The organism is Micromonospora sp. NBRC 107095 (genome assembly GCF_030269705.1).
Taxonomy (GTDB): Bacteria; Actinomycetota; Actinomycetes; order Mycobacteriales; family Micromonosporaceae; genus Micromonospora; species Micromonospora parva.
Window position 1 is genome coordinate 961,524 of record NZ_BSTU01000001.1, and the last position, 26,410, is coordinate 987,933.

22 protein-coding genes are annotated in these 26,410 nt (G+C 70.3%); 17 read left to right on the forward strand and 5 right to left on the reverse strand.

The window, feature by feature from the left end:
• Positions 1 to 47: 47 nt before the first annotated feature.
• Both QSK15_RS04620 and QSK15_RS04625 read right to left on the reverse strand, forming a co-directional pair.
• Complete coding sequence (locus QSK15_RS04620; RefSeq protein ID WP_285793034.1) at positions 48 to 1,679, reverse strand: glycoside hydrolase family 13 protein; 1,632 nt, start codon at positions 1,677 to 1,679, stop codon at positions 48 to 50.
• A gap of 32 nt (positions 1,680 to 1,711) precedes the next feature.
• The gene (locus QSK15_RS04625) at positions 1,712 to 2,758 is read right to left on the reverse strand and encodes a LacI family DNA-binding transcriptional regulator (RefSeq protein ID WP_030329071.1); all 1,047 of its coding nucleotides are present in this window, start codon (positions 2,756 to 2,758) and stop codon (positions 1,712 to 1,714) included.
• Between the two features lie 196 nt (positions 2,759 to 2,954).
• Between QSK15_RS04625 and QSK15_RS04630 the strand changes: the two genes are divergently transcribed.
• The 11 genes from QSK15_RS04630 to QSK15_RS04680 all read left to right on the forward strand — a co-directional run bounded on the left by QSK15_RS04630 (position 2,955) and on the right by QSK15_RS04680 (position 15,653).
• Positions 2,955 to 4,202 (forward strand): sugar ABC transporter substrate-binding protein, encoded by a 1,248-nt coding sequence (locus QSK15_RS04630; RefSeq protein WP_285793035.1) that lies wholly within the window; start codon positions 2,955 to 2,957, stop codon positions 4,200 to 4,202.
• Positions 4,202 to 5,839 carry an ABC transporter permease subunit gene (locus tag QSK15_RS04635; RefSeq protein ID WP_285793036.1) on the forward strand — a complete coding sequence of 546 codons (1,638 nt, stop codon included), beginning with the start codon at positions 4,202 to 4,204 and terminating at the stop codon, positions 5,837 to 5,839. The genes QSK15_RS04630 and QSK15_RS04635 overlap by 1 nt, the downstream gene beginning before the upstream one ends.
• Positions 5,836 to 6,723 (forward strand): sugar ABC transporter permease, encoded by an 888-nt coding sequence (locus tag QSK15_RS04640; RefSeq protein ID WP_285793037.1) that lies wholly within the window; start codon positions 5,836 to 5,838, stop codon positions 6,721 to 6,723. Before QSK15_RS04635 ends, QSK15_RS04640 begins: the two co-directional genes overlap by 4 nt.
• Positions 6,724 to 6,890: 167 nt before the next feature.
• Positions 6,891 to 7,613: a glycosyltransferase family 2 protein gene (locus QSK15_RS04645; protein WP_285793038.1), complete on the forward strand. Its 723-nt coding sequence runs from the start codon at positions 6,891 to 6,893 to the stop codon at positions 7,611 to 7,613.
• Entirely contained in the window at positions 7,610 to 8,020 is a 411-nt protein-coding gene (locus tag QSK15_RS04650; protein WP_285793039.1) for a hypothetical protein, read from the forward strand. The genes QSK15_RS04645 and QSK15_RS04650 overlap by 4 nt, the downstream gene beginning before the upstream one ends.
• A gap of 4 nt (positions 8,021 to 8,024) precedes the next feature.
• Complete coding sequence (locus tag QSK15_RS04655) at positions 8,025 to 9,395, forward strand: hypothetical protein (protein WP_285793040.1); 1,371 nt, start codon at positions 8,025 to 8,027, stop codon at positions 9,393 to 9,395.
• Between the two features lie 69 nt (positions 9,396 to 9,464).
• Positions 9,465 to 9,806, forward strand: coding sequence for a hypothetical protein (locus QSK15_RS04660; protein ID WP_285793041.1), 342 nt, complete (start codon positions 9,465 to 9,467; stop codon positions 9,804 to 9,806).
• Positions 9,807 to 10,083: 277 nt separating this feature from the next.
• Complete coding sequence (locus QSK15_RS04665; RefSeq protein WP_285794330.1) at positions 10,084 to 11,151, forward strand: BMP family lipoprotein; 1,068 nt, start codon at positions 10,084 to 10,086, stop codon at positions 11,149 to 11,151.
• Between the two features lie 249 nt (positions 11,152 to 11,400).
• Positions 11,401 to 12,996 (forward strand): ABC transporter ATP-binding protein, encoded by a 1,596-nt coding sequence (locus tag QSK15_RS04670; protein ID WP_352232173.1) that lies wholly within the window; start codon positions 11,401 to 11,403, stop codon positions 12,994 to 12,996.
• Positions 12,993 to 14,369 (forward strand): ABC transporter permease, encoded by a 1,377-nt coding sequence (locus QSK15_RS04675; RefSeq protein WP_285793042.1) that lies wholly within the window; start codon positions 12,993 to 12,995, stop codon positions 14,367 to 14,369. The genes QSK15_RS04670 and QSK15_RS04675 overlap by 4 nt, the downstream gene beginning before the upstream one ends.
• Positions 14,370 to 14,372: 3 nt before the next feature.
• On the forward strand, positions 14,373 to 15,653 hold the full coding sequence (locus QSK15_RS04680) for an ABC transporter permease (RefSeq protein ID WP_285793043.1): 1,281 nt from the start codon (positions 14,373 to 14,375) through the stop codon (positions 15,651 to 15,653).
• Between the two features lie 54 nt (positions 15,654 to 15,707).
• On the opposite strand, the gene QSK15_RS04685 is transcribed toward QSK15_RS04680, so the two are convergent.
• Positions 15,708 to 16,202, reverse strand: coding sequence for a nitroreductase/quinone reductase family protein (locus tag QSK15_RS04685; RefSeq protein ID WP_285793044.1), 495 nt, complete (start codon positions 16,200 to 16,202; stop codon positions 15,708 to 15,710).
• A gap of 246 nt (positions 16,203 to 16,448) precedes the next feature.
• Here QSK15_RS04685 and QSK15_RS04690 point away from each other — a divergent pair, with 246 nt between their 5' ends.
• The 3 genes from QSK15_RS04690 to QSK15_RS04700 all read left to right on the forward strand — a co-directional run bounded on the left by QSK15_RS04690 (position 16,449) and on the right by QSK15_RS04700 (position 19,366).
• The gene (locus QSK15_RS04690; RefSeq protein WP_285793045.1) at positions 16,449 to 17,153 is read left to right on the forward strand and encodes a cytidine deaminase; all 705 of its coding nucleotides are present in this window, start codon (positions 16,449 to 16,451) and stop codon (positions 17,151 to 17,153) included.
• Between the two features lie 141 nt (positions 17,154 to 17,294).
• A complete protein-coding gene (locus QSK15_RS04695; protein ID WP_285794332.1) occupies positions 17,295 to 18,575 on the forward strand; it encodes a thymidine phosphorylase in 1,281 nt (426 codons plus the stop codon).
• 110 nt (positions 18,576 to 18,685) lie between these two features.
• Positions 18,686 to 19,366, forward strand: coding sequence for a DUF4272 domain-containing protein (locus tag QSK15_RS04700; RefSeq protein ID WP_030329040.1), 681 nt, complete (start codon positions 18,686 to 18,688; stop codon positions 19,364 to 19,366).
• Positions 19,367 to 19,368: 2 nt separating this feature from the next.
• Here the strand turns inward: QSK15_RS04700 and QSK15_RS04705 are convergent, their stop codons facing one another.
• A complete protein-coding gene (locus QSK15_RS04705; protein ID WP_285794333.1) occupies positions 19,369 to 20,316 on the reverse strand; it encodes a putative RNA methyltransferase in 948 nt (315 codons plus the stop codon).
• Between the two features lie 97 nt (positions 20,317 to 20,413).
• Between QSK15_RS04705 and QSK15_RS04710 the strand changes: the two genes are divergently transcribed.
• Positions 20,414 to 21,487 (forward strand): adenosine deaminase, encoded by a 1,074-nt coding sequence (locus QSK15_RS04710; RefSeq protein ID WP_285793046.1) that lies wholly within the window; start codon positions 20,414 to 20,416, stop codon positions 21,485 to 21,487.
• Positions 21,488 to 21,489: 2 nt separating this feature from the next.
• On the opposite strand, the gene QSK15_RS04715 is transcribed toward QSK15_RS04710, so the two are convergent.
• The gene (locus QSK15_RS04715) at positions 21,490 to 21,783 is read right to left on the reverse strand and encodes a hypothetical protein (protein ID WP_285793047.1); all 294 of its coding nucleotides are present in this window, start codon (positions 21,781 to 21,783) and stop codon (positions 21,490 to 21,492) included.
• A 502-nt stretch (positions 21,784 to 22,285) separates the two neighbouring features.
• Here QSK15_RS04715 and QSK15_RS04720 point away from each other — a divergent pair.
• On the forward strand, positions 22,286 to 25,930 hold the full coding sequence (locus tag QSK15_RS04720; protein WP_285793048.1) for a sensor histidine kinase: 3,645 nt from the start codon (positions 22,286 to 22,288) through the stop codon (positions 25,928 to 25,930).
• The gene (locus QSK15_RS04725; RefSeq protein WP_030329023.1) at positions 25,927 to 26,331 is read left to right on the forward strand and encodes a roadblock/LC7 domain-containing protein; all 405 of its coding nucleotides are present in this window, start codon (positions 25,927 to 25,929) and stop codon (positions 26,329 to 26,331) included. Before QSK15_RS04720 ends, QSK15_RS04725 begins: the two co-directional genes overlap by 4 nt.
• The last annotated feature ends 79 nt before the right edge of the window (positions 26,332 to 26,410 follow it).

Below are 26,410 nucleotides of genomic sequence, written 5' to 3' on the forward strand. Positions count from 1 at the left end.
CCGGCGCGGGGCACGACGAACGACCAGGTCGGGAACGAGTTACCCGTTCAGCGCTGTTCCAACCAGACTGCCGCGTCAATTGGCAGCAGATGACCGGTGCCCTGCTCGGTGAGCCCGTCGCTGGCGACGAGCGGCTGGCCGTACCCGTGGATCAGGACCGGTGCGCCGCTGAGGTTGACCACGCAGGTCAGCACGGTTGTGCCGGCGGTGCGGGAGAAGGCCAGCACGCCCGGTTCGCTCTCCCGCCAGGTGACCCCGTCGGCGTCGAGGGCGAGCGCGGGGTGGTCGTGCCGGATCCGCAGTGCCGCCCGGTACAGCTCCAGGGTGGAGCCGGGCACGCCGGTCTGCGCGGCGACGGAGAGCGTCTGCCAGAGGGCCGGGGCGGGTAGCCAGCTCAGCTCGCTGCCGGCGGGCCCGAAGCCGTACGGGGTCAACTCGCCGCTCCACGGGATGGGCACCCGGCAGCCGTCCCGGCTCTCGCCGGTGCGCAGGAACGCCGGGTCCTGGCGTAGTTCGTCGGGGAGGTCGAGGACCTCCGGCAGGCCCAGCTCCTCGCCCTGGTAGAGGTAGGCGCAGCCGGGCAGGGCGAGCATCAGCAGGCTGGCGGCGCGGGCTCGGCGCAATCCTTCGGGGCCGTCGCCGTAGCGGGTGACGTGCCGCTGCTTGTCGTGGTTGGACAACACCCAGGTGGTCGGCGCCCCGACCACTGTCGCCTCGGCCAACGCGGTGTCGATCACCTTGCGGAACGAGTCGGCCGACCAGGTGGCGTCGAGGAAGTCGAAGCTGAACGCCTGGTGCAGCTCGTCCGGGCCGATGTAGCGGGCCAGCCGCTGCGGCGTCTCGGCCCACGCCTCGGCGACCGCCATCCGGCCGCCCGGGTAGCTGTCCAGGATGGGCCGCCAGGCGCGGTAGATCTCGTGCACCTCGTCCTGGTCGAAGTACGGCAACCGGCCCTTGCCGAGCAGTTCGACCTGACGCTGGCCGGTGGTCATCGAGCTGAAGCCGACGTCCGGCAGCCCTTCCGCCTTGATCATGCCGTGCGCCACGTCGATGCGGAATCCGTCCACGCCCCGGTCCAGCCAGAACCGCAGCACGTCCTCGAACTCGGCGCGGACCTCCGGGTGGCGCCAGTTCAGGTCGGGCTGCGACGGGTCGAACAGGTGCAGGTACCACTGGCCGTCGGCGATCCGCGTCCAGGCGGGGCCGCCGAAGATGCTCTCCCAGTCGTTCGGGGGCAGCTCGCCGTGCGCGCCCCGGCCGTCGGCGAAGAGGTAGCGGGCCCGCTCCGGTGAGCCGGGGCCGGCGGCGAGCGCGGCGGTGAACCACTGGTGCGCGCTGGAGGTGTGGTTGGGCACCAGGTCGACGATGATCCGCAGGCCGTGGGCGTGCGCGTCGGCGATCATCGCGTCGAAGTCGTCGAGGGTGCCGAACATCGGATCGACGTCGCGGTAGTCGGCCACGTCGTACCCGCCGTCGATCATGGGCGAGGTGTAGAAGGGGGTCAGCCAGAGCGCGTCCACCCCGAGGTCGCGCAGGTACGGCAGGCGCTGCCGGACGCCCTGGAGGTCGCCGATGCCGTCGCCGTCGCTGTCGGCGAAGCTGCGGACGTACACCTGGTAGACGACCGCGGAACGCCACCAGTCGTCGGTGGCGGGCGGTGGGGTGGCGGCGCTGATCATTCGAGCAATATGCCGGCCGGCCGCTGCAAGAGTCAAGCAGATCTTGCGTAAGAGAGGCGCGCGGAACTCGGTGCGACAGCCGTCGAGCCGCGGACCACCAGTTCCGGGCGGAACAGGTACTCCGAATGCGGGGCGCCGTGCCCATTGATCTCGTCCACCAGTGCCCGGACGGCGGCCACCGCCATCGCGGTGACCGGCTGCCGCATGGTGGTCAGTGGCGGATCGGTGAAGGCCATCAGCGGTGAGTCGTCGTAACCCACCACGGAGAGGCCGTCGGGCACGTTGAGGCCGCGTTGGCGGGCGGCCCGGACCGCGCCGAGCGCCATCAGGTCGGAGCCGCAGACCACACCGGTGACGCCGCGGTCCAGCAGTCGCCCGGCCGCCGCCTCGCCACCCTCCACTCCGAACAGTGACAGCTCGGCCAGTGGGCCCAGGTCGGCTTCGGCGACGCCGGCCAGCCGGGTCATCGCGGATCGCCAGCCGGCGACCTTGCGCTGCACCGGGACGAACCGGTCCGGGCCGGTGATCAGGCCGATCCGACGATGCCCGAGCGCGACCAGGTGGGCGACGGCGAGTTCGGCCGCCTCCCGGTCGTCGCAGGAGACGAAGGGTGCGCCGATGCCGGGCACGTACCCGTTGATCATCACGACCGGCAACGGCCGGGCGAGCAGCGCCCGGTAGCGGTCGTGGTTGGCGGCGGTGTCGGCGTGCAGGCCGGAGACGAAGACGATCCCGGAGACCTGCCGGTCCAGCAGCATCTCCACGTACTCGTCCTCGGTCACCCCGCCGGCGGTCTGGGTGCAGAGCACCGGGGTGAACCCGCTCTGCGCCAGGGTGGACTCGATGACCTGGGCGAATGCGGGGAAGATCGGATTGTCCAGCTCCGGCACCACCAGGCCGACCAGGCCGGCGCTGCGCTTACGCAGCCGGGCCGGGCGCTCGTATCCGAGCACGTCAAGGGCGGTGAGGACGGCCTGGCGGGTCTCCGCTGCCACGCCGGGGCGGTCGTTGAGCACCCGCGACACCGTGGCCTCGCTGACTTCGGCCTGCTGGGCGATGTCGGACAGTCGAGCGCGCATGGCGGCACTTTAGCCCACCGGCAAGTTCTTGCGGAGTGCTTTGCAAGCCCTTCCATAATCTGCAACGTCTTGCTAACGTCCCCGCAACATGCGCAAGCAGCGGCGCAACATCATGCGTCGGTTGGCAAGAAATTCCAGACTTTCCACTGGCCGGCCGCCCTTCCCCGGCGGACCCGCCATGACGACAGGAGCACCGATGCGCATCCGTACCGCGGGTGTGGTCGCCCTCTTCGCCCTGGCGCTCGCCGCCTCGGGCTGCGGTGGCGACAGCGGCGAGCCGGCCGCGAAGGACACCCCCAAGGCCGCCGGCGGCAAGATGGTCATCTGGGCGGACGACAAGCGGACCGCCGCCCTCAAGCCGTTCGCCGAGAAGTTCGGCCAGGAGAACGGTGTCACCGTCGAGGTCCAGGCCGTCAGCAAGGACCTGCAGACCAACTTCGTCACCGCGTCCCAGCAGGGCAGCGGGCCGGACGTCGTGGTCGGCGCACACGACTGGATCGGCAACCTGGTGCAGAACGGCACCATCGACCCGGTGCAGCTCGCCGCCGACCAGAAGAGTGCCTTCAACGCGACAGCCGTCAAGGCGGTCACCTTCAACGGCCAGCTCTACGGCGTGCCGTACGCGCAGGAGAACCTGGCGCTGATCCGCAACACCGAGCTGGCCCCCGAGGCGCCGAAGACCATTGAGGACCTGGTCGCCAAGGGCAGGCAGCTCACGGCGTCGAAGAAGGTCACCGAGACGCTCTGCCTCCAGGTCGGCCAGAACGGCGACGCCTACCACATCTACCCGCTCTACAGCTCGGCCGGCGGTTACCTCTTCGGCACCGCCGCCAACGGTGACTACGACCCGAAGGACCTGGGCGTGGGCAAGCCCGAGTCCATCGAGGCCTTCAAGAAGATCGGCGCGCTCGGCGAGAAGGGCGCGGGTGTGCTCAAGCGCTCCATCGCGGACACCAACTCGATCGCCACCTTCACCGGCAAGAAGTGCGCCTACCTGGTCTCCGGACCGTGGGCCGTGGCCGACGTCAAGAAGGCCGGCATCTCGTACGACATCTCGGCGATCCCCGGCTTCGCCGGCGGCAAGGAAGCCCAGCCGTTCGTGGGCGTGCAGGCGTTCTACGTCGCCGCCAAGGGCAACAACAAGGCGCTGGCCCAGGAGTTCGTGGCCAACTACACCACCACGCCCGAGCTGGCCGTCGCGCTGTACAACGCCGAGCCCCGGCCGCCGGCGTTGACCGCCGCCCTCGACCAGGTCAAGGGCGCCGACGCGGACCTGGCCAAGTTCCAGGAGGCGGGCAGAAACGGACAGGTGCTCCCGGCCATCCCGGCGATGGCCGCGATCTGGGACCCGTTCGGCAAGGCCGAGGCCGCCGTCATCGGTGGGGCGGACCCGACCAGCACCATCACCGCCGCCGGCAAGACGATCTCCGGCCAGATCAAGTAATGAGTACGCCGCTGTTCGGCCCGGGGTCTGCCACGCAGGCCCCGGGCCGGGAGCCCGCCGGCTCCCCACCCCCGCGCTCCCGTGCCACGCGTGACCACGCGCCGATCACCCTGACCGGGCTCGCCGGCAAGGTGCTCCTGCTCGGCCTGACCGCCGGTGTCGCCGTCTGGGCGGCGTTCCCGCTCGTCGCCGCCGAGATGTGGGTCGGCCTGGCGCTGCTGGTGGCGTCCACCGCCGGGCTGTTCTACCTGTACCTCACCCGTCGGCACGTCCCCGCCAAGTACCTGGTCCCGGGAACCCTGTTCCTGATCGCCTTCCAGGTCTTCCCGGTGCTCTACACCGCCAGCACCGCCTTCACCAACTTCGGGGACGGGCACCGGGGCAGCAAGGGCGACGCGATCGTCGCCATCGAGTCCTCGTCGGTCACCCAGGTACCCGGATCCGCCGAGTACGCCCTGTCGATCGCCACCACCGGCGACCCGGCCACCGGTGCGCTGGTCTTCCTCGTCACCGACCCGGGCACCGGCGCGGTCTCCGTCGGCGACAGTGACGGGCTGCGCCGACTCGACAGCGCCGACGTCACGGTCGCCACCGGCGGGAGGGTCACCGCCGCCGCCGGGTACACCGTGCTGAACATCGGCCAGGCCAGCTCCCGCAGCAAGGAGATCACCGACCTGGTGGTGCCCACGCCCGGTGGCGCGCTGCGCTCCAGCGGCCTGTCCCGCGCGTACGAGGGCAAGGCGGTGCGGGCGTACGACACCGCCTGCGACTGCGTCCGGGAGGCCGAGACCGGGCGGACCTGGACCGCCGACGCCGAGGTGGGTGCCTTCGTCGCCGCCGACGGTGAGCGGCTGGCCCAGGGCTGGAAGGTCAACACCGGGCTGACCAACTTCACCCGCGTGCTCACCGACAAGAACGTCTCCGGCCCCTTCCTCAGCACCCTGATCTGGAACTTCGCCTTCGCCATCGGCTCCACCGGTGGGACGTTCCTGCTCGGCATGCTGATCGCGGTCGTGCTGCACTCGGCCCGGATGCGCGGCACCAATCTCTACCGGGTGCTGCTGGTTCTGCCGTACGCCATGCCGTCGTTCGCGATGCTGCTGGCCTGGCGGGACATGTTCAACGCCGACTTCGGACTGATCAACAACCTGTTCGGGCTGGACGTGGACTGGTTCGGTCAGGCGTGGACGGCCCGCTTCGCGGTCATCCTGGTGCAGCTCTGGCTCGGGTACCCGTACATGTTCCTGGTGGCCACCGGTGCGTTGCAGGCCATCCCGCGCGAGCTGACCGAGGCCACCTCGGTCGACGGGGCCTCACCCTGGCAGTCCTTCCGCGCGGTCACCCTGCCGCTGTTGCTGGTAGCGCTCTCGCCGCTGCTGATCTCGTCGTTCGCGTTCAACTTCAACAACTTCAACGCGATCTACCTGACCACCGACGGTGCGCCCTTCCCCGCCGACAACCCGACGAACGGCGCCACCGACCTGCTGATCACGTACACCTATCGGCTCGCCTTCGGCGGCCAGGGGGCGCAGCTCGGCTTCGCCGCCGGCATCTCGGTGTTCATCTTCGCCATCGTCGCGGTGGTCTCCGCGGTCGGCTTCCGGCGGACCCGCAAACAGGAAGAGGTGTACGCGTGACAACCCTCAACCTCAACCAGGGCGGCCGGCGGCGTGGCCGCTGGTTCGCCCAGGTCGGCTGGCGGCACCTGGTCGCCCTGCTCGCCGTGTCGTTCAGCCTGTTCCCGATCGTGTTCGTGGTGTCCGCGGCACTCAACCCACTCGGTACGTTGTCCACCACCGAGTTGGTGCCGACCGGCGGGGTGTCGCTGGACAATGTCGGTGGGTTGTTCGAGCGGACCGCTTTCGGGCGGTGGTTCCTCAACTCGTTGCTGATCGCTGGGGTGGCGGCGTTCGCGTCGGTGTTCCTCTCCGCGCTCGCCGCGTACGCCTTCTCCCGGATGCGGTTCCGCGGCCGCCGGGTGGGGCTGCTCTCGCTGCTCCTGGTGCAGATGTTCCCGCAGTTCCTGGCGATCGTGGCGATCTACCTGATCTTCGGCACGATCACCGACCTGTGGCCGTCGATCGGTTTCAACACTCCGTGGGGTCTGCTGCTGCTCTACCTGGGTGGTGCGCTCGGGGTGAACACCTGGCTGATGAAGGGTTTCTTCGACACGTTGCCCCGGGAGTTGGACGAGTCGGCGACCATGGACGGTGCGTCGCACGCCCAGGTCTTCTTCCGGATCATGCTGCCGCTGGTGGCGCCGATCCTGGCGGTGGCCGGGCTGTTGGCCTTCATCGGCACCATCAACGAGTTCCTGATGGCCAACGTCCTCCTCACCAGTAGCGACTCCAAGACCCTGGCGGTGGGGATGCACGGCCTGTTGCAGGGCAACGAGCGCAACAACAACTTCGGCATTTTCGCGGCCGGCACCCTGCTCACCGCGATCCCGACGGTGCTGGTCTTCCAGTTTCTCCAGCGGTACATCGTCTCCGGGCTGACCTCGGGAGCCGTCAAGGGTTGAGACCGGGGGCGGTCGATCTCCGGTGGCGCGCGGTAGGGTGCTCCGGCGCCGTGCTGACGTTGCTCAGCGAGAGCGGGCCAGCGAACGTGTGGCGCTTTTGTTTCACTGGCCGCTGGTGGCCCGCCGCCCTTCATCCGCCGTCCGGTGCTGTTCCCGGGGAGACTCTCGTGCAACTGTCGATCTTGATGCCGGTCTACAACGAAGCGGAACGCGTCGCGGAGGCCCTGAAGCAGGCCCTCGCCGTGCAGTACCCGTGCGAGATCGAGATCGTGGTGGTCGACGACGGCAGTACTGACGAGACCGCGGAGATCCTCGGCGGGATGGATGACGCGCGGCTGCGGGTCGTGACCCACCCGCGCAACGCGGGTAAGGGCGCGGCGATCCGGACCGCCGTGGACAACGCCCGGGGCGAGTACATGGTGATCCTGGACGCCGACCTGGAGTACGACCCCCAGGACATTCCTCAGTTGTTGGCGCCCGTGCTGGAGGGGCAGGCGACGGTCGTCTACGGCAACCGCACCTTCGGCAGCCACAGTGCCTACAGCTTCTGGTACGTGGTCGGCAACCGGGGCGTCACCACGGCGGCGAACATTCTTTTCAATTCCTACATCGGCGATGTGGAGACGTGCTTCAAACTGATGCCGGTGGAACTGTTCCGGTCGCTGAACATCCGGTCCCGCGGGTTCGGCATGGAGGCCGAGGTGACCGGCAAACTGCTGCGCCGGCAGATTCGCCCCTACGACGTACCGATCACCTATCGGGCGCGGGGCCGCGCGGAGGGCAAGAAGATCACCTGGCGGGACGGCATCGAGGCGTTGTGGATCCTGGGCCGGGAACGGGCCCGACGTCGTCCCGGCGGCATCCCCGCCAAGACCCTCGCTGACCGATGACCAGCACGAAGCGCCGGGACCCGACCACGATCGCCCGGGTCGTCGTGGCGCTCGTCGGTGTGGGCTGCCTCCTGCTGACCGTCCAGGGCGCGGTCCAGGCCACCGGCCGTGGCGTCGCCTTCATGACCGACCGGGAACACGACCTTCCCGCCCTTCAGCACCAGGTGGACCTGGAGACGCTCTGGCAGCAGTTCGTCGAGCAGGTCCCCGCCGGCAGCCGGATCTCGCTCACCCCGGCGCGGGCGAACAAGGACCTCTGGCAACAGCGGTTGAGTGAGCTTGCCGTGCTGCGCGGATGTGTGGTCGTCCAGGTGGGTCCACGGGACTACTCGGTGGGCGTGACCACGGTGCAGCGGAAACAGCCGACCAGTCCGGGCGTACGGCTGGTCGTCCGGAAGGTCGGCTGACGACATGGATCTCACCTCGATGCTCGCCGTGCTCGCCCTCCTCGCCGCCGGGTTTCCGCTGGCCTTCGCGGTGCTGCGCAGTCCCTTCCTCGCAGTGCTCTTCGCGCCGGTGACGGCGGCGCTCCTGAGCACCGTCGCGGTGGTCCTGATGCTGGTCGTCGGTGGCCCGCTGCTGCTCTGGCTCGTGCTGGTGCTGGTCGCCGGGGCGGCCGGCGCCTGGTGGCTGTCGCGCCGCCCCGGCGAGTCGGCACCGTACGGAGGGTGGTCGCACGCCCTGCTGATCGCGCTGCCACTGCTCCCGCCATGCCTCATGATCTTCGAGCCGGCCTTCCAGTGGGACGCCCACTCCATCTGGTGGCTGCACGCCGGCTACTTCGCCAACGGCAGCGAGTACGCGCGGGCGACGATCGGCAGCCCCGCCTTCGTCTTCTCGCACACCGACTACCCGCCGTTCGCCTCCGCGCCTGTCGCCGCCGTGTGGAGCGTCGTCGAGCCGGACTTCCGTACCGCCCAGCTCGTCGGTGCGTTGGTCACCGTCTCGGCGGTCGCGATGCTGGTCTACCTGGTCCGGCGGGCGCTGAACCGGGTGTCCGCGCGGGTGGCCTGGGCGCTGGCCATCGCGGTGGGCCTGGCAACCTGGGCGAACGTCCCGTACGCGGTGACCGGCGGTCTCGCCGACGCGCTCTGGTCCACCGCCTTCGCCGGCGCGGCGGTGGCGCTGCTGCTCGGTGCGGATCCGCTGCGCCGACCCGCGTTGCCGCTGGTGCTGTTGACCGTCGCGGCGCTCAGTAAGAACGAGGGCTTGATCGCCGTCGCGGGCCTGGCCGTGCTGGTCACCGTGCGGGCCCGCGCCGACCTGCGGCGAGCGGCGCTGGTGTGGCTGCCGGTGCTGGCCGGAGGTGCCTGGGCGGTGCTGGCCCGCGTGTTGGATGCCCAGTCGGACATCACCAGCGGCCCCTCGGATGCTCGGGGCGCGGGGGTGGTGGAACGGTTCCAGTTCACCGTCGCGGCGTTGTGGGACGTGGTTGGTCCGTTGCTGGTGGGCGCCGCGGTGGTGGCGTTGGTCGGCACCCTCTTCCTGCGGGGGCGGCGTCATGCCGCCGGGCTGGCGGCGGACGGCTGGGTGTGGGCGGCCAACGGCTACTACCTGGCGGTGCTGATCGGGACCTACCTGTCCGGCCCGAACGAGATCCAATGGTGGCTGGCGACCTCGGTGCACCGGGTGACGCTGCCGGTGGTGCTCCTGGCCGCGGTGAGCCTTGCCGGATGGGTCGCCGTCGCGTTCGGCGGTGACAGCCGAGCCGGATCGCAGGCTGTGCTCGACCAGCCGCGCGAGCCGGCCATGTCGGGTTCCACCCCGAGAACGACCGGTTGATCGCTTGATCCACGCCGGTCGGCGGATCCCGCTACTACGATCCGTCGTTCATAAGGAAGTATGGCGAGCGTGGAAGCTCTCAGACTCATCCTTCTCTACGTCCATCTGATCGGGTTCGCCCTGTTGCTCGGCGGCTCGATCGCCCAGTACACCAGCGGTCGGCTGCGGATCAACCAGGCCATGCTCTGGGGCGCGGTGATCCAGTTGCTGACCGGGCTGGGCCTGTCCGCGCCGCTACGCGACGGCGACGAGCCAGCGCCAGCGAAACTTGTGACGAAGTTGGTGATCGCGCTGCTGATCTTCGTCATGGTCTTCTTCTCCCGGAAGCGGGACGTGGTCAACCGTGGTCACTTCCTCGCGATCGTCGGCCTGACCCTGGTCAACGCGGCGGTAGCGGTCTTTTGGCGGTAACGTCCGGGGAGGGAAACGCCTCCAGAAAAAGGACGTTGCGGACACCTTGGCGCTCTGTTACCAGCACGAAGAGTGACTTGCCCCACGCAAGGGTTACACCCGGGTAACAGGCGCTCAACAGTCGTGCACGATTGTCGGCCGGTGGGTGGACGCGGGCGTACGCTCCCGTCCGTAACGTGGGACAGCCGGCGGCACACCCGCAGGCCGGCTGATGGGCTGCCACCGCACAAGGCGCGGTGAGCAATGGGAAGGAGACGTCTTGCGCTCGGTGCGTGGGATGCGGATCGCCTCGATCTTCGCGGTGGGTGGGCTCGCGCTCACCGCCGCCGCTTGTGGCGAGGCGCCCAAGGATGACAACAACGCCGGCAGTGGCGCCAAGAAGTTCAGCGCCTGCATGGTGACCGACGTCGGCGGCATCGACGACAAGTCGTTCAACGCTTCGGCCTGGAAGGGCCTGCAGGAGGCCAAGGCCGCCAACGACAACATCGACATCAAGTACGTCGCGTCGAAGGCGGAGGCGGACTACGAGCCGAACCTGACGCAGTTCGTCAACCAGAAGTGCGACTTCATCCTGGCGGTCGGTGGCCTGATGGCCAACGCCACCTCGAAGATCGCCAAGGCGAACCCGAACCAGGAGTTCGGCATCGTCGACGCGAACCCGGGTGACGCCAACGTCTACCCGATGCAGTTCGACACCGCGCAGGCCGCGTTCCAGGCCGGTTACCTGGCCGCCGGTATGACCAAGTCCGGCAAGGTGGCCACCTACGGTGCGGTGCCGATCCCGCCGGTGACGATCTTCATGGACGGCTTCGTCGACGGCGTCGCGCACTACAACAAGACCAAGGGCAAGAACGTCCAGGCGCTGGGCTGGAACAAGGAGACCCAGAAGGGCTCCTTCTCCAACGCCTTCGACAAGCAGGACGAGGGCAAGAAGGTCTCTGACGCGCTGGTCGCCCAGGGCGCGGACATCATCATGCCGGTCGCCGGCGGCTCCGGCCTCGGCACCACCGCCGCCGCCAAGGCCTCGGGTGGCAAGTACAGCACCATCTGGGTGGACGTCGACGGCTGCGAGAGCACCCCGGACTGCTCGGCGATCATCACCACCGTGGTCAAGAACATCCCGGACGCCGTCAAGGAGGCCGTGGTGAAGGCCGCCGCCGGTGACAAGCTTCCGGCCAACCCGGGCTTCGTCGGCACCCTGGCGAACAACGGTGTCTCGATCGCCCCGTACCACGACTTCGACAGCAAGGTTCCGGCCGAGCTGAAGGCCGAGGTCGACAAGATCAAGGCGGACATCGCCGCTGGCACCATCACCGTCACCTCGAAGGCTCAGCCGACCAAGTGACAACCGCACGGCTCCTCCGGTGAGATCATCGGGGAGGTCGGCGGGGGACAGGTACGACCGATCGGCCGCTTCGGCCCTGCGGGTGACCGTGGGGTCGGAGCGGCCGATCGCGCACCACGTCAGCCGGGCCGTTCCGGCCGGGTTGACGGCAGCTAGGCTGCACCATCGCTCGCACTCCAGGAGGTTGCGCTGAGACTCGAACTGCGCGGCATCACCAAGCGGTTCGGTGATCTGGTCGCCAACGACCACATCGACCTGACGGTGGAGCCTGGAGAGATCCATGCCCTGCTCGGCGAGAACGGCGCGGGCAAGTCGACCCTGATGAACGTGCTCTACGGGCTTTACCAGCCCGACGAGGGCGAGATCCTGGTCGACGGCAAGCCGTTGAAGCTGAAGGGCCCGTCCGACGCGATCGGTGCCGGGATCGGCATGGTGCACCAGCACTTCATGCTGGTGCCCGTCTTCACCGTCACCGAGAACATCATGCTCGGCGCCGAGCAGGTCCGAGGCGGCATCGCCGGTTTCCTGGACCGGCGGCGGGCCCGGCGCGAGGTCACCGAGGTGTCCGAGCGCTACAACCTGCGGGTCGACCCGGACGCGGTGATCGAGGACCTGCCGGTCGGCATCCAGCAACGCGTCGAGATCGTCAAGGCGCTTACCCGCGACGTCGACCTGCTCATCCTGGACGAGCCGACCGCGGTGCTCACCCCCCAGGAAACCGAGGAACTACTGACGGTGATGCGGTCGCTCAAGGCGGCCGGCAAGTCGATCGTCTTCATCACCCACAAACTTGGCGAGGTCAAGGCCATCGCCGACCGGATCACCGTGATCCGGCGCGGAAAGACGGTGGGCACCGCCTCGCCGGAGGCCAGCCGGGACGAGTTGGCCGCGCTGATGGTCGGGCGCAACGTCCGGCTCACCGTCGACAAGACCCCGGCCACCCCGGGCGAGCCGGTGCTGGAGGTGTCCGGGCTGGTCGTCGACGACGACCGGCAGATCCGCGCCGTCGACGGCATCGACCTGACCGTGCGGGCGGGTGAGGTGCTCGGCGTGGCGGGCGTCCAGGGCAACGGTCAGACCGAGCTGATCGAGGCGATCATGGGGTTGCGCCCGGTGCTCGGCGGCACGGTCAGCCTGGCCGGCGACCGGATCAACGGCTGGAAGCCCAAGCGGGTGCTCCGGGCGGGCGTCGGCTACGTGCCCGAGGACCGCAGCGTGGACGGCCTGGTCAAGGAGTTCAGCGTCGCGGAGAACCTGGTGCTGGACATCTACGACCGGCCTCCGTTCGGTGCCGGGCTCGCGCTCAAGCCGGACGCGATCGCCGCCTCGGCGAAGGAGCGGATCGAGCAGTTCGACGTCCGCACGTCATCGGCCGACGCGGCGGTGGGCACCCTCTCCGGCGGTAACCAGCAGAAGGTGATCGTGGCCCGGGAGTTGTCCCGGCCGCTGAAGCTCCTCATCGCCGCCCAGCCGACCCGTGGCGTCGACGTCGGGTCGATCGAGTTCATCCACAGCCAGATCATCCACGAACGGGACGTCGGCACCGCCGTCATGGTGGTCTCCAGCGAACTCGACGAGGTGATCGGGCTGGCCGACCGGATCGCGGTGATGTACCGCGGTCGCATCATCGGCATCGTCGGCCCGGACACCCCGCGTGAGGAGATCGGCCTGCTGATGGCCGGCATCACCCCGGACGCGGCACACGAGGCCGTCGCGGCACCCGCCGCCGACACCTCCGCCGCGGCACCGGCCGCCGACCAACCCGACGCAGCCGCCGGCAAGTCCGACGCGGCAGACGGGAACCCGGCGAGCGACGCAGGCTCCGCGAGCGAGGACAAGGCATGACCAACGCTTCCAACCCGCAGTCGGGCTCCCCGGACAAGGAACCGGCGAGCGAGGCGCAGGCGGCGCAGAACGCGCTCGGCAACACCGAACGGGCCGAGGCGGCGACCCAGCCCGACCCCTCCGCCTCGAAGCCGGAGCAGACCCCGGAACCGAAGCCCAGCCTGGGTCGGCTGTTCCTGGACAACCTCTGGGCGGCCAACACCTTCACGGTGACCCTGCTGTCGTTGGTGTTGGCGATCGTGGTCGGCGCGGTGCTGATGATCATCTCTGATCCCGAGGTGCTCGCCACCTACTCGTACATCACCTCCCGCCCGTCCGACGCGATCAACTCCAGTTGGACGCTCGTCAGCGAGGCGTACGCGAACCTGTTTAAGGGCTCGATCTTCGACCCCGAGGCGTTCTCCGGCTGGTTGGACGGCGCCAACGGCTGGCAGGCGGTGCTCGCGCCGATCTCGGAGACGCTGACCTACGCGGCACCGCTGGTCTTCACCGGTCTGTCGGTGGCGTTGGCCTTCCGTGGCGGCCTGTTCAACATCGGCGCGCAGGGCCAGGCCACCATCGGCGTGATCCTGGCGGCGGTGGCCGGCTTCGCGCTGCCGCTGCCGCCCGGCCTGCACGTGCTGGTGGCGGTGCTGGCCGGCGCGTTGGGCGGGGCGATCTGGGGTTTCATCCCCGGAATCCTCAAGGCCCGGGCCGGCGCGCACGAGGTGATCAACACGATCATGCTCAACTACGTCGCCACCTACTTCCTCACCTGGCTGATCGTGCAGAACGGGGTGCAGGACCCGACCCGTACCGACGCGATCAGCAAGGCGGTGGACAGCTCCGCCCAGCTGCCCCGCCTGCTCGGCGACAACCTGCGGGTGCACGCCGGCATCCTGCTCGCCGTGCTGGCCACCTGGGCGGTCGCCTGGCTGCTCAACCGCTCGACGCTCGGCTTCGAGCTGCGCGCGGTCGGTGCCAACCCGGACGCCGCCCGCACCGCCGGCATCAGCGTCACCAAGACGTACATTTTGATCATGGTCTTCGCCGGCATCCTGGCCGGCCTCGGCGGCTCGAACATGGTGCTCGGCTCGACCGCCAGCGCGTTGACCCCGCTGGTGGTGGCGCAGATCGGCTTCGACGGCATCCTGGTGGCGCTGCTCGGACGGGTGAAGCCCTGGGGGGTGCTGCTCGCCGCGCTGCTGTTCGGGGCGCTACAGGCCGGTGGTAACCGGATGCAGTCGTACTCCGGGATCTCGCTGGAGCTGGTGACAGTGCTCCAGGCGCTGATCGTCATCTTCATCGCCGCGCCGGCCCTGGTGAAGGCGATCTTCCAGCTCCGGGCCGCCCGCGCCGCCCGGTTGCAGACGAGCCTGGCGAAGGGCTGGTAACTGATGTCCACCATGGCTGTCCCCGACATCGCCGTCGCCCCGGTAGACGAGGGCTTCTGGACCCGCAGCCGCAAGGTCGGCCTCACGCTGCTGGGGCTCGGCCTGCTGTCCGCGGTGCTCTTCGGCGCGCTCGCCACCGACCAGCAGGCCCGGTTCACCCTCAGTGACGACGCGGCCGGCGCCGCGCTGGAGATCAACGGCACGATCGGGGCGATCCTGTTCGGGATCATCGCGATCGCCGCCGGTGCGGCGCTCCTCGCCGGGGTGCCGAAGCGGTGGTTCCTTCCCGTGCTCGGCGTCGGGCTGGTCGGTTTCGTGCTGTCGTTCCTCTGCTGGCAGGTGTCCGCCGCGCCGACCGGGCAGAACTTCATGCCGCTGGTCAACATCATCCGGGGCACCTTCATCCTGGCCCTGCCGTTGATCTTCGGCGCTCTCGCCGGTGTGCTCTGCGAACGCTCCGGCGTGGTCAACGTGGCGATCGAGGGCCAGCTGCTGATGGGCGCGTTCAGCGGCGCCCTCTTCGGCAGCATCTCCGGCAGCGTCTGGGTGGGCCTGGTCGCCGCCGCCATCGGCGGCGCGTTCATCTCGCTGCTGCTGGCCGTCTTCGCCATCCGGTACCTGGTCGACCAGGTCGTCATGGGCATCGTGCTGAACCTGCTGGCGGTCGGCGTCACCGGGTTCCTCTACGAGCGGCTGATGCAGACCGACGCCGCGAGGTACAACAGCGCGCCCCGCTTCAGCAACTGGGAGATCCCGCTGCTGAAGGACATCCCGGTGCTCGGGCCGGCGTTGTTCCGCGGCAACATCTTCCTCTACCTCGGGCTGCTCCTGGTCCTGGTGATCCACATCGGGCTCTTCCGCACCCGGTGGGGGCTGCGTACCCGGTCCGTCGGCGAGCACCCGATCGCGGCCGACACGCTCGGCGTCAAGGTGCTGCGGGTGCGCTACCGCAACGTCCTGCTGGCCGGTGTGGTCGCCGGCATCGGAGGCGCGTCCTACACGCTGGCGCTGTACTCGTTCACCAAGAACATGATCGGCGGTAAGGGCTTCATCGCCCTGGCCGCGCTGATCTTCGGCCGGTGGAACCCGACCGGCGCGCTGCTCGCCGCCCTCTTCTTCGGTTTCGCCGACCAGCTCGCGACCTACCTGGGCGCGATCAGCAGCTCGATCCCCAGCCAGTTCCTGGCCATGCTGCCCTACCTGGCGACCATCCTGGCCGTCGCCGGGCTGGTCGGCCGGGTCCGGGCACCGGCCGCCGACGGCAAGCCGTACATCAAGGGCTGACACCCGAGCTGTGCCCGGCGGGAGTCCCGTCGGGCACAGCGAGGTCCACGCCGGTCATCCCACGGGTGCCGTCTCGATACGGAACGCGGGGTACTGTGCCGCGATCGCCGCGAACTCGGACAGGGGCGCGTGCCGGTCGACGGGGAGATGCGGCCGGGCTCCGGGGACCTTCGCCAGATACCGCTTGAGAATCGGTGCACGCTCGTCGACCGGCACCTCGACCAGGCGGCAGACCCGGGAGCGCCCGTGCCGGATGGTCACCAGGCCGTCAGCCGCACGTACGTTGCGGACCCAGTTGCAGTTCTCGCCCAGCATCGGCACCAGGTACCAGTCGCCCTGCCAGTCGGCCATACCCAGTGGGAACCGGGTGATCCGACCGGTACGGCGTCCCACGACCTCGAGTGTCACCCAGCGCCTCGGGTGCAGACCGGCGCTGTAGACGGCCGCCCACATCCGGGCGAACCAGCGGGCCGCCGCGTTGCCGCGGCCCCCCGCGTACATCCGACGAAGAGTGTCCTCGGACAACGGCCAGCTCCCCAACTTCGCCATCGCATGTCCCCCCCGGTCGCACCTGTCCGTCCTCGTCTTCAGAGTTGGCCGTCCCGACCGAAAGATGCAGGGCCGGACGTCCCTTCCACCCCGAGCCGACATCCCCGGCGTGTAGTGACGGGGACAACTGCCCACCGCCGCGGAGCCGCGGCCGATGAGTCCGGTCCCACACCCGGCAGGGCCGCGCCTGTCCGTGGACCCGGCCCTGCCCGCTTCTGACCTGGGTCGCTTGGGCAGAATGGCGGCATGACCGACATTGACTGGGCGCGGTTGCGGGCCGCCGCCACCGAGGCGATGCGGCACGCGTACGCGCCGTACTCGACGTTCCCGGTCGGCGCCGCCGCGCTGGTCGACGACGGCCGCATCGTGGTCGGCTGCAACGTGGAGAACGCCGCGTACGGGGTGACGCTCTGCGCCGAGTGCGGGGTCGTGTCCAGCCTGCACGCCACCGGTGGCGGTCGGCTCGTCGCGCTCTCCTGCGTCGACGCCACCGGCGAGCCGCTGATGCCGTGCGGCCGGTGCCGGCAGCTGCTCTGGGAGCACGGTGGGCCGGAGTGCCTGATCGAGAGCAAGACCCGGCCACTGCGGATGGCCGAGCTGCTACCGCACGCCTTCGGCGTGGAGGACCTGGAGGCCGTCACCGGTGAGACGCCGGTGCCGGTGGTCCCGGAGCGGCTCGCTGCCTGGCGCGGGCGCGGCACCGTCTTCGTGCACCCGGACATGTCCGCTGGTCAGCAGGTCTGGACGGCGTACTGGGAGCGGTCGGCCGGAGACGACGCCGGCGCCGAGACCGGGGTGCTGGAGGAGGCGCCGAGCTGGGACCAGCCGGCCGAGGCGATCACCTGGGGTCTGGCCCGGACGCCCCGGGTGGTGGTGGTCGACGAGACCGGCACGATCTTCTGGGCCGGTGAGGGTGAACCGCCTGTGGAGATTCCGGTGCGGTGGTCTTGAGTGGTTGTGGTTGGGGGCGGGGGCCGACCGTGCCCGGCTCCAGGCGGTCAGGCTTGATCCCTCCGCCGGGCACGGTCGGCCCCCGCCCCGACGTGGTCGACCGCCGTCGGTAGGGATCTGCAACAGACTAGGGAAGATCTTCTGATGAGTTTTGCTGCTGTTGACGTTATTCGGGTCAAGCGGGACGGGGGCGTGCTGTCGGACGCGCAGATCGACTGGGTGGTCGACGCGTACACCCGGGGGGTTGTCGCCGACGAGCAGATGTCCGCGTTGGCGATGGCGATCCTGCTCAACGGCATGACCGCGCCGGAGATCGCCCGGTGGACCGCCGCGATGATCGCCAGCGGTGAGCGGCTGGACCTGTCGGCGGTACGCCGGCCGACTGTCGACAAGCACTCCACCGGCGGCGTCGGCGACAAGATCACTCTGCCGCTCACCCCGCTGGTGGCGGCCTGTGGCGCGGCGGTGCCGCAGCTCAGCGGCCGGGGTCTCGGGCACACCGGCGGCACGTTGGACAAGTTGGAGTCCATCCCGGGCTGGCGGGCCACGGTGAGCAACGACGAGTTCATCGCCCAGCTCGACGAGGTCGGTGCGGTGATCTGCGCGGCCGGTGCCGGGCTTGCGCCCGCCGATCGCAAGCTGTACGCGCTGCGCGACGTGACCGGCACCGTGGAGGCGATCCCGCTGATCGCCAGCTCGATCATGAGTAAGAAGATCGCCGAGGGGACCGGCGCGCTGGTCCTCGACGTCAAGGTCGGCTCGGGCGCCTTCATGAAGTCCGTCGACCAGGCCCGTGAGTTGGCGCGCACCATGGTCGAGCTGGGCGGTGCGCACGGCGTGCGGACGGTCGCCCTGCTCACCGACATGTCCACCCCGCTGGGCCTGGCGATCGGCAACGCGGTCGAGGTGACCGAGTCGGTCGAGGTGCTGGCCGGCGGCGGACCGGCCGACGTGGTGGAGCTGACAGTCGCCCTGGCCCGGGAGATGCTCGACGCCGCCGGCCTGCCGGACGCCGACCCGGCGGCGGCGCTGCGCGATGGTCGGGCGATGGACTCCTGGCGGGCGATGATCCGGGCGCAGGGCGGCGACCCGGACGCGCCGATGCCAGCTGCCGCCGAGGTGGAGGTGGTCCGCGCCGAGCGGGACGGGTACGTCGCGGCTGTCGACGCGTACGCCATGGGGGTTGCGGCGTGGCGGCTCGGCGCGGGTCGGGCCCGCAAGGAGGACCCGGTGAGCGTGCCGGCCGGTGTGGTGCTGCACAAGCGCCCGGGTGACGAGGTACGGGCCGGTGACCCGCTCTACGAGCTGCGTGCCGAGGACGCGACGCGGATTCCGGCCGCGCTGACCGAGGCCGCCGACGCGGTGCGGATCGCGTCGACCGCCCCGGCGGCGACGTCGTTGGTCATCGAGCGCGTCGGCTGATCGATCTGCTGTCGCCCTGGCGTGGTGCCGGTCACCTGGGAGCGCTATTGTCGCAGGCCAAGGGGGGACAACCGGCCTTGCGCCGGCGCGAGCAGACAGGAAGATCCGCCGTGAGTGTTGCTGCCCCCGACCCACGTGAGGTGCGCGAGGCGAGCCTGGACGAGCTGTCCCGGCTGGGCCTGCCGTTGCCGCCGGCCCAGTTTCCCCTCGTCTGGGAACCGGGTGACCAGATCGACCTGCGCCCGACCGGGGAGATCGAGGCGAGGATCGCGGTGCTGCACCTGATCCTGGCCCGCTGCTTCGGGATGCCCCCGCAGGCGGCGATGAGCTGGCTGCTCGGCTCGCACCTGGTCGACATGGTCACCCCGCCGGAGTGGCAGTTCGTGATGGGCGGCAAGGGCGACCACCGGTCGTTCGTGCTGCACCACGACGCGCTCTTCGCGCTGGCCTGGGTGCTCGGCCTGAGCAAGCAGCTCGACCCCACCCTGGCCGTCGACGAGCGGCTGATCGAGCGGCTGCCGCACATCGCCGAGGGGGAGACCTTCCCGCACTGGCGCTCCCGGATCCTCACGGCGCCGCAGCACCCGGCCGACGCGGCCGCCCTGCTCGACCTGCACTACTGCCTGGACTGGGCGTACCTGGAGACCGAGCGCGGCGGCCGGCGCGCGCCGGGCCTGGTCGACGCGAACGCGATCGGGCAGCGGCGTTGGGCGCTGGAGTGGGCGGTGATCCTGCGCGGGCCGTACCACGACGAGCCGCCCGGCTGGGAAGAGGTCGACCTCTCCACCTGAGGTCAGCGAGGTCGCAGGACGTCGAGCCGGACCGCCACGGTGACCCGGACCGGTTCGGGCAGCGCGGCCAGCCGGGTGGCGAGCGCTTCGGGGTCGGTGTGCCAGGCGCTGGGGCCCATCCCGACCACTGTGGCGACCTCCGGCCGGGTCAGCGCCAATTCCGCCCGGTGCAGGGTCGAGCTGACCGGCGTGAAGTGCCCGCCCAGGCTGCCGGCCACCCGGTCGGCCTTGTCCGGGTCCACCCGTAGCAGGTCGAGGGCGTCCACCAACTCGGCGAGGTGGTCGGTGTCGGGCGTGACCACAAGCAATGTGCCGGCCGGGTCGAGCACCCGGTGGAACTCCGGACCGTTGCGCGGGGCGAACACGTTCAGCAGCACGCCGGTCGAGGCGTCGGCGAGCGGCAGTCGTTGCCAGGTGTCGGCGAGCGCGGCGGCGGCCCGGGGATGCGCGCGGGCCGCGCGGCGCAGCGCCGGCTTGGACACGTCCAGGGCCAGACCCACGGCGTCCGGCAGCGCCGCCAGCACCGCGCCGAGGTACCGGCCGGTGCCGGCGCCGGCATCCACCACCAGCGGGTACGCCCCGAAGTCGGGCGTCGGCTCGACCCGTACCTCTGCTGTTGCGTCCTTTGCAGAGCAAAGGGTGGGTGGATTGGGTGCCGGGTGCGGGGTGTCCGGCGCGCCGAGACGGCCGACGGCGTCCGTCGCGGCAGCGGCGAGGGCGGCCGAGATGACGTCGTAGTGCCCGGCGGCCTGGAAGTCCGCGCGGGCCGCCACCATGTCGAAGGTGTCGCCGACGTGCGGGGCGCGCCCGGTGAGCAGGTTGACGTAGCCCTGGCGCGCGATGTCGAAGCTGTGCCGGCGTGGGCAGCGCAGCGCTCTCGTGTCGGTGGCCTGCTGAAGTGGTTCGCCGCAGACCGGGCAGCGCATCCGGTAGAGGACCCGGGGGTCCATACCGGGCTGCGGCTTGTCCAACCCCCGGAACGCTTCCATGTCGTCGAGCCTAGTGGCCTGGCTCGGCAGGCCTGAGCTGGCTGACTAGGGTCTGAGCATGGTCGCAACTATCCGGTACGAGGACATCGTCAAGGTTCCCAAGGCGCTGCTGCACGACCACCTCGACGGTGGTCTGCGGCCGGCGACGATCGTCGATCTGGCCGCCGAGGTGGGCCACGAACTGCCCACCACCGACCCGGAGGCGCTCGGACGCTGGTTCGCTGACGCGGCGGACTCCGGCTCCCTGGAGCGCTACCTGGAGACGTTCGCGCACACCGTGGCGGTCATGCAGACCGCGCCCGCGCTGCGTCGGGTGGCCCGTGAGTGCGCCCTCGACCTGGCCGCCGACGGGGTGGTCTACGCCGAGGTGCGCTTCGCCCCGGAGCAGCACCTGGAGCGGGACCTCAGCCTGGACGAGGTGGTCGAGGCGGTGCTGGCCGGGTTCGCCGAGGGCACCGCTCTGGCGGTCGAGGCGGGCCTGACGATCCGGGTGGGCACCCTGCTGACCGCGATGCGGCACGCCGCCCGCTCGCAGGAGATCGCCGAGCTGGCCGTGCGGCACCGGGACGCCGGGGTGGTCGGCTTCGACATCGCCGGCGCCGAGGCGGGCTTCCCGCCCACCCGGCACCTGGACGCCTTCGAGTACCTCCAGCGGGAGAACTTCCACTTCACCATCCACGCCGGCGAGGCGTTCGGTCTGCCGTCGATCTGGCAGGCGATCCAGTGGTGCGGAGCGGACCGGCTCGGCCATGGCGTGCGGATCGTCGACGACATCGCGCCCGACGGCTCGCTCGGCCGTCTGGCCGCGTACGTCCGGGACAAGCGGATCCCGCTGGAGTTGTGCCCCTCGTCGAACGTGCAGACCGGTGCGGTGGACTCGATCGCGGATCACCCGATCGGCCTGCTCCGGGACCTGCGCTTCCGGGTGACCGTCAACACCGACAACCGGCTGATGAGCGGCACCTCCATGTCCCGGGAGATGTCGCTGCTGGTGGAGACGTTCGGCTACGGGTGGAAGGAGTTGCAGTGGTTCACCATCAACGCGATGAAGAGCGCCTTCATCCCGTTCGACGAGCGGCTGCGGATCATCGATGAGGTGATCAAGCCGGCGTACGCGAAGTTGCTGGCCTGAGCTCAGTCGTGCGGGTGGCCGGCGAGCAGGCTGGCCACCCGGCTCAGCACCTCCCGGGCGCGGGCCGCCTCCGCGCCCAGGCCCATCTGCCGACGCAGCACCGCGGGCTCGGCCCGCAGCAGCGCCACCCCGCGCCGAATCAGCACCCGGGGCGCCTTGCGCTGCTCGGACAGGTCGCGGGCGAGTCGACGCAGGAAGGTCGCCCCACGCGGGCGGCGCAGCGCGTACGCCCCGGCGAGCAGGCCGAGTCGACGACACTCCTCGACGATCTCGGCGGCGAAGATCCCTTCGGCCACGAAAATTGGCGAACCGGCGACATCAAATGGCCGGGTGGCCACCCGTCGATCAGCGCCGATCGCATAAACCGGCACATCGGCTCGACCATCACGGGCAAGTCGGGCAATGATTTCCACCGCACCCGGGGCGTCCCAGGACTGCGGCGATTCCCAATCCACCTGGCCGTTTCGTAGCGGCAACGTAGGGTCATCGCCGTCTTTGTAGAAGTCGTCCAAGCAGAGCACCGGCAAGCCGGTTTGCTGCGCTATGTACGACTTTCCGGACCCAGAGGGGCCGGCTAGCAGGACCACGCGGTGCGGATGTTCCATTACCTTCAGTTACTCCGGCCAGACAGACTGCTATCAAATCGCATCAACATCTCATCACACCTTCGGTTGGGGACAACCTGGGCTTTCTTCTTGTCGACCGGCGTGATGGAATCTCGGGGGTCCGACCCGCCGGGTCGGTCGCTGGGCGTTGCCCGGGGCAACGCGTTCAAGCTGTAATCGCGAGGGCGGTGACGTGAGCAAACGGCCAAAGACGGCGGGCTCCTTCCTGTCGCGGCTGCGCCGGCCGGCCAGCCGGCTCCGGGACATGCCGATCTGGTCCAAGCTCGGTCTCATCATGATCGTGCCGACCATCGCCACGGTCGTGGTGGGCACCAGTGGTCTTGTCGACCACCTGGAGACGCTCAACAATGCCAACCGAGCTGGCGACCTGGCCAACCTGTCGAGCTACTCGGGTGACCTGGTCGACGCCCTGCAGGACGAGCGGACCGCCGCCGTGCTGCTGCTGGGCGCGGACGGGACGCAGCCGACGGCGCAGTACCAGGAGGCCTACAACCGGGTGAACTCCCGGGTGGACCAGGAAGCTGCGCCCTACCGGCAGCAGCGCGCCGAGATCGAGGACCTGCCAAGCAGCCTGGAGGGTCTGCTCGACAGCATCGACCAGAACCTGCAGGACCTGTCGGGCGTCCGCAGCCAGGTGTTCAACGGAAAGCTCGCGCTCACCGAGACCGTGCAGGCGTACGAGGGTCTGATCAGTGACCTGCTCGCCATCCGCGACTCGTCCACGCAGCTCGCCGGTGACAACCAACTGAGCGACCGGATGCGCGCCGCCGCGGCGGTCGCCCGGGAGAAGGAGTTCCTCGCCGCCCGCCGGGTCGTGGTGCACCGCGCGCTGGGCGTCAAGGGCGGAAAGCGCCTGACCCCGGCACTGCGCAGGGACTACGTCGCCAGTGACACCGGCCAGCAGCAGGCTCTGCAGAGCTTCAAGGCCGTCGCCACCCCGGACGACGCGAAGTTCCACGACCAGACGGTCGCGGGCGGCGACCGCCGGCAGGCGCAGAACTACACCGGCTGGATCGACGGCAACACCACCGGCGACATGCGTGGCGCTCCGTTCGGCCCGGACCAGTGGGAAGCCGCCATGACGGCCAACGCCAAGCTGATCCGCACCGTCGAGCGGAAACTCGACGGCGAAGTGGTCAACCAGGCTGACAACCTCCGGTCAGACGTCCAGCGCCAGGTCTTCCTGGAGACCGGCCTGCTGCTCAGCATGCTGCTGCTGGCCATCCTCTTCGCGTACCTGGTGGCCCGCTCGATGGCCCGCTCACTGCGTGAGCTGCGGCAGGGCGCGCTCTCCGTCGCCCAGTACGGCCTGCCACAGGCGGTGGCCCGCCTGCGCGACCCGCAGGTCGTCGGGCAGTTGTCCCCGGTGCAGTTGGCCAACCAGATCGCCGAGCCGCTACCGGTGCGCAGCAAGGACGAGTTCGGCCAGGTGACCGAGGCGTTCAACGCCGTCCACCTGGAAGCCGTCCGTACGGCCGCCGAGCAGGCCGCACTGCGCGCCTCCGTCGCGACCATGTTCGTCAACCTCGCCCGCCGTTCACAGATCCTGGTCGACCGCCTCATCGGGCACCTCGACCGGCTGGAGCGCGGCGAGGAGGACCCGGACCGGTTGGCCGAGCTGTTCCAGCTGGACCACCTCGCCACCCGGATGCGCCGCAACGACGAGAACCTGCTGGTGCTCGCCGGCGCCGACTCCACCCGTGTGCAGCGTGAGCCGGCCGCTCTCATCGACGTGCTGCGCGCCGCGCAGTCCGAGGTCGAGCACTACACCCGGATCGAGTTCGGTGTCATCGACCGGGACATCGAGGTCGCCGCGCACGCGGTCAACGACCTGGTGCACCTCGTCGCGGAGCTGTTCGACAACGCCACCGCGTTCTCCCCGCCCGACTCGCAGGTCATGGTCGAGGCCCGCCGGGTCGGCGACCGCTCCTCGCTGTACGTCGAGGACCGTGGCATCGGCATCAGCGCCGAGCAGTTGCACGACCTGAACGAGCGGCTCGCGACGCCGCCCCAGGTGGATGTGGCTGTGTCCCGGATGATGGGCCTGGTCGTGGTCGCCCGACTGGCGTCCCGGCACGGGGTCCGGGTGGAGCTGCGCCCCGGCAACGACCGCGGCACCGTCGCCGAAGTGACCCTGCCCACCTCGGTCCTGGTGCCCCGGGCGCTGTCCGGCCGGGTGCAGCAGCCCCCGGCGCTGCCGGCGGCCGGTGGTGCACCGCAGTTCGGTGGTCCGCAGCCGGGTGGGCCCACGCCGGTCTTCGGCGCGCTGCCCGCCCTGGGCAACGGCCCTCGCCCCAGCGAGTCGTCCGGCAACCAGGTCACCCTGGGCGGCCGTCCGTTCGAGCCCGCGTCGCGCAACGGCGCCGGCACTCCCGCCAACGGTGGTACGTACCGTTCGATGCCCGCCTGGTCCGACCTGACCGGCGCGGCCGGGACGAACGGCGGCGACGGGTTCACCCCCCGGTCGGCCAACGGCCAGGGGACCGACCCGCTGCCGCAGCGCCGGGCCGGGGACGAGCCTTCGACCACCGGCCAGCAGCCGTCCATCCCGCGTCAGCTGCCGAGCAGCCCCGAAACGCACCAGTACTCGGCGCCGCCGGTCTCCGCGCAGCCGTACTCGGGCGCGCCGGTCTCCGCCTCGCCGGCCTCCGGTCAGCCCTACTCCGCGCAGCCCTACTCGGGTGCGCCGTACGGTGGCGCCCCGGTGTCCGCCGCGCCGGCCTCCGGTCAGCCGTACGCCGGTCCGCCGGTGTCGGCGTCGCCGGCCTCCGGCCAGCCGTACTCGGGTCAGCCGTACTCGGCGCCGCCCGCCTCGGCTCAGCCGTACTCGGCGCCGCCCGCCTCGGGTCAGTCGTTCAGCGGGTTCGAGCCCCGTTCCGCGCCGCCCGCGCAGGCGGCCAGCGCTCCGGCGCCGCCGGCCTGGCCGCCGGTGCCGGGTAGCGACCGGGACACCGCTACCCCGCCGGTGCCCGAGCGGCTCGCCGCCGCGCTGGACATGACGACGGAACTGCCGCGGGTGCCGCGGCCCGGTGAGCAGCCGGCCCCGGCTCAGCCGGCTCCGCAGCCCCAGGCTCCGCAGGCCCCGGCTCCGCAGACCCCGACCGCCGCGGCTGCGCAGACCCGGCCGGCGCCGCAGCAGCCACCGGCACAGAACCGCCAGCGGTACGCGGACGAGACGATGGAGCTGCCGATCTTCCGGGAGCTCGAGTCGGCCTGGTTCCGTACCCGTCGCCCGGGCTCCGAGGAGACCGCGGCTGGCGCCCAGCCGGCGACGAACGGCGACTCCGCGACCCAGCAGTTCGCCACGGTCGAGGCCACCGGTCGGGCAGGCCACAAGACAGCACCCGGGACGACAGGTAACACACCGATGGCAGACACTCCGACGGCCGGAGGAGCGCCGCGGGACAACGGCTCCACAGCGAACGAGGGCACCCGCCCGAGCCTCGCCGAGAGCCTGCCGAACCGCCGGCCCCAACCGCAGAGCAACGGCTGGCAGACCGCTGCCGACGACGGTTGGCGTGCTGCCTCCGCGGCAGCCGGCGCGGCGCCGGTGAGCGAGACCACCACGACCGGTCTGCCGAAGCGCAAGCCGATGGCGCAACTGGTGCCCGGCGCGGTGGAGAAGCCCACCACCTCGGTCCAGCGGCGCTCCCCGGAGGCGGTCCGCGGCCTGCTCTCCGCCTACCATCGGGGCGTGCAGCGAGGGCGTAGCACCTCGGACAACCCGACCAGCCCGGAGGCGACTCCGGGAGGGCAATCCTCGCAGTCTGGCTCAGGCCCGGTGGCCGGGAGCGGGCAGAAGGAGCAAGAAGGATGACAACTACGCAGGATCTTGGTTGGCTGCTCGCCAACTTCGCCGACCGGGTGCCCGGCGTCGCGCATGCGGTCGCCGTGTCGGCGGACGGCCTACTCCTCGCGTCGTCACGGGATCTGCCGCGCGACCGGGCAGACCAGCTCGCCGCGATCTCGTCGGGTCTGGTCAGTCTGACCCAAGGAGCAGCACGCTGCTTCGAGGGAGGCGCGGTGTTGCAGACCGTCGTGGAGATGGACAATGGCTTCCTGTTCCTGATGTCCATCTCGGACGGCTCGTCCTTCGCCGTGCTGGCAGCCCGCAGCTCCGACGTGGGCCAGGTCGGCTACGAGATGGCGCTGCTGGTCGACCGGGTGGGCGACGCGTTGACCCCGCAGCCGCGTGCGGCTGCGGGCATGCTGGGCTGACGTTCCGCCGATCGTGAGGTCGGCACGACTGCAACAACGACAACGACGGGTTTCACCGGTGGGAGCCGGTAACGGGTGC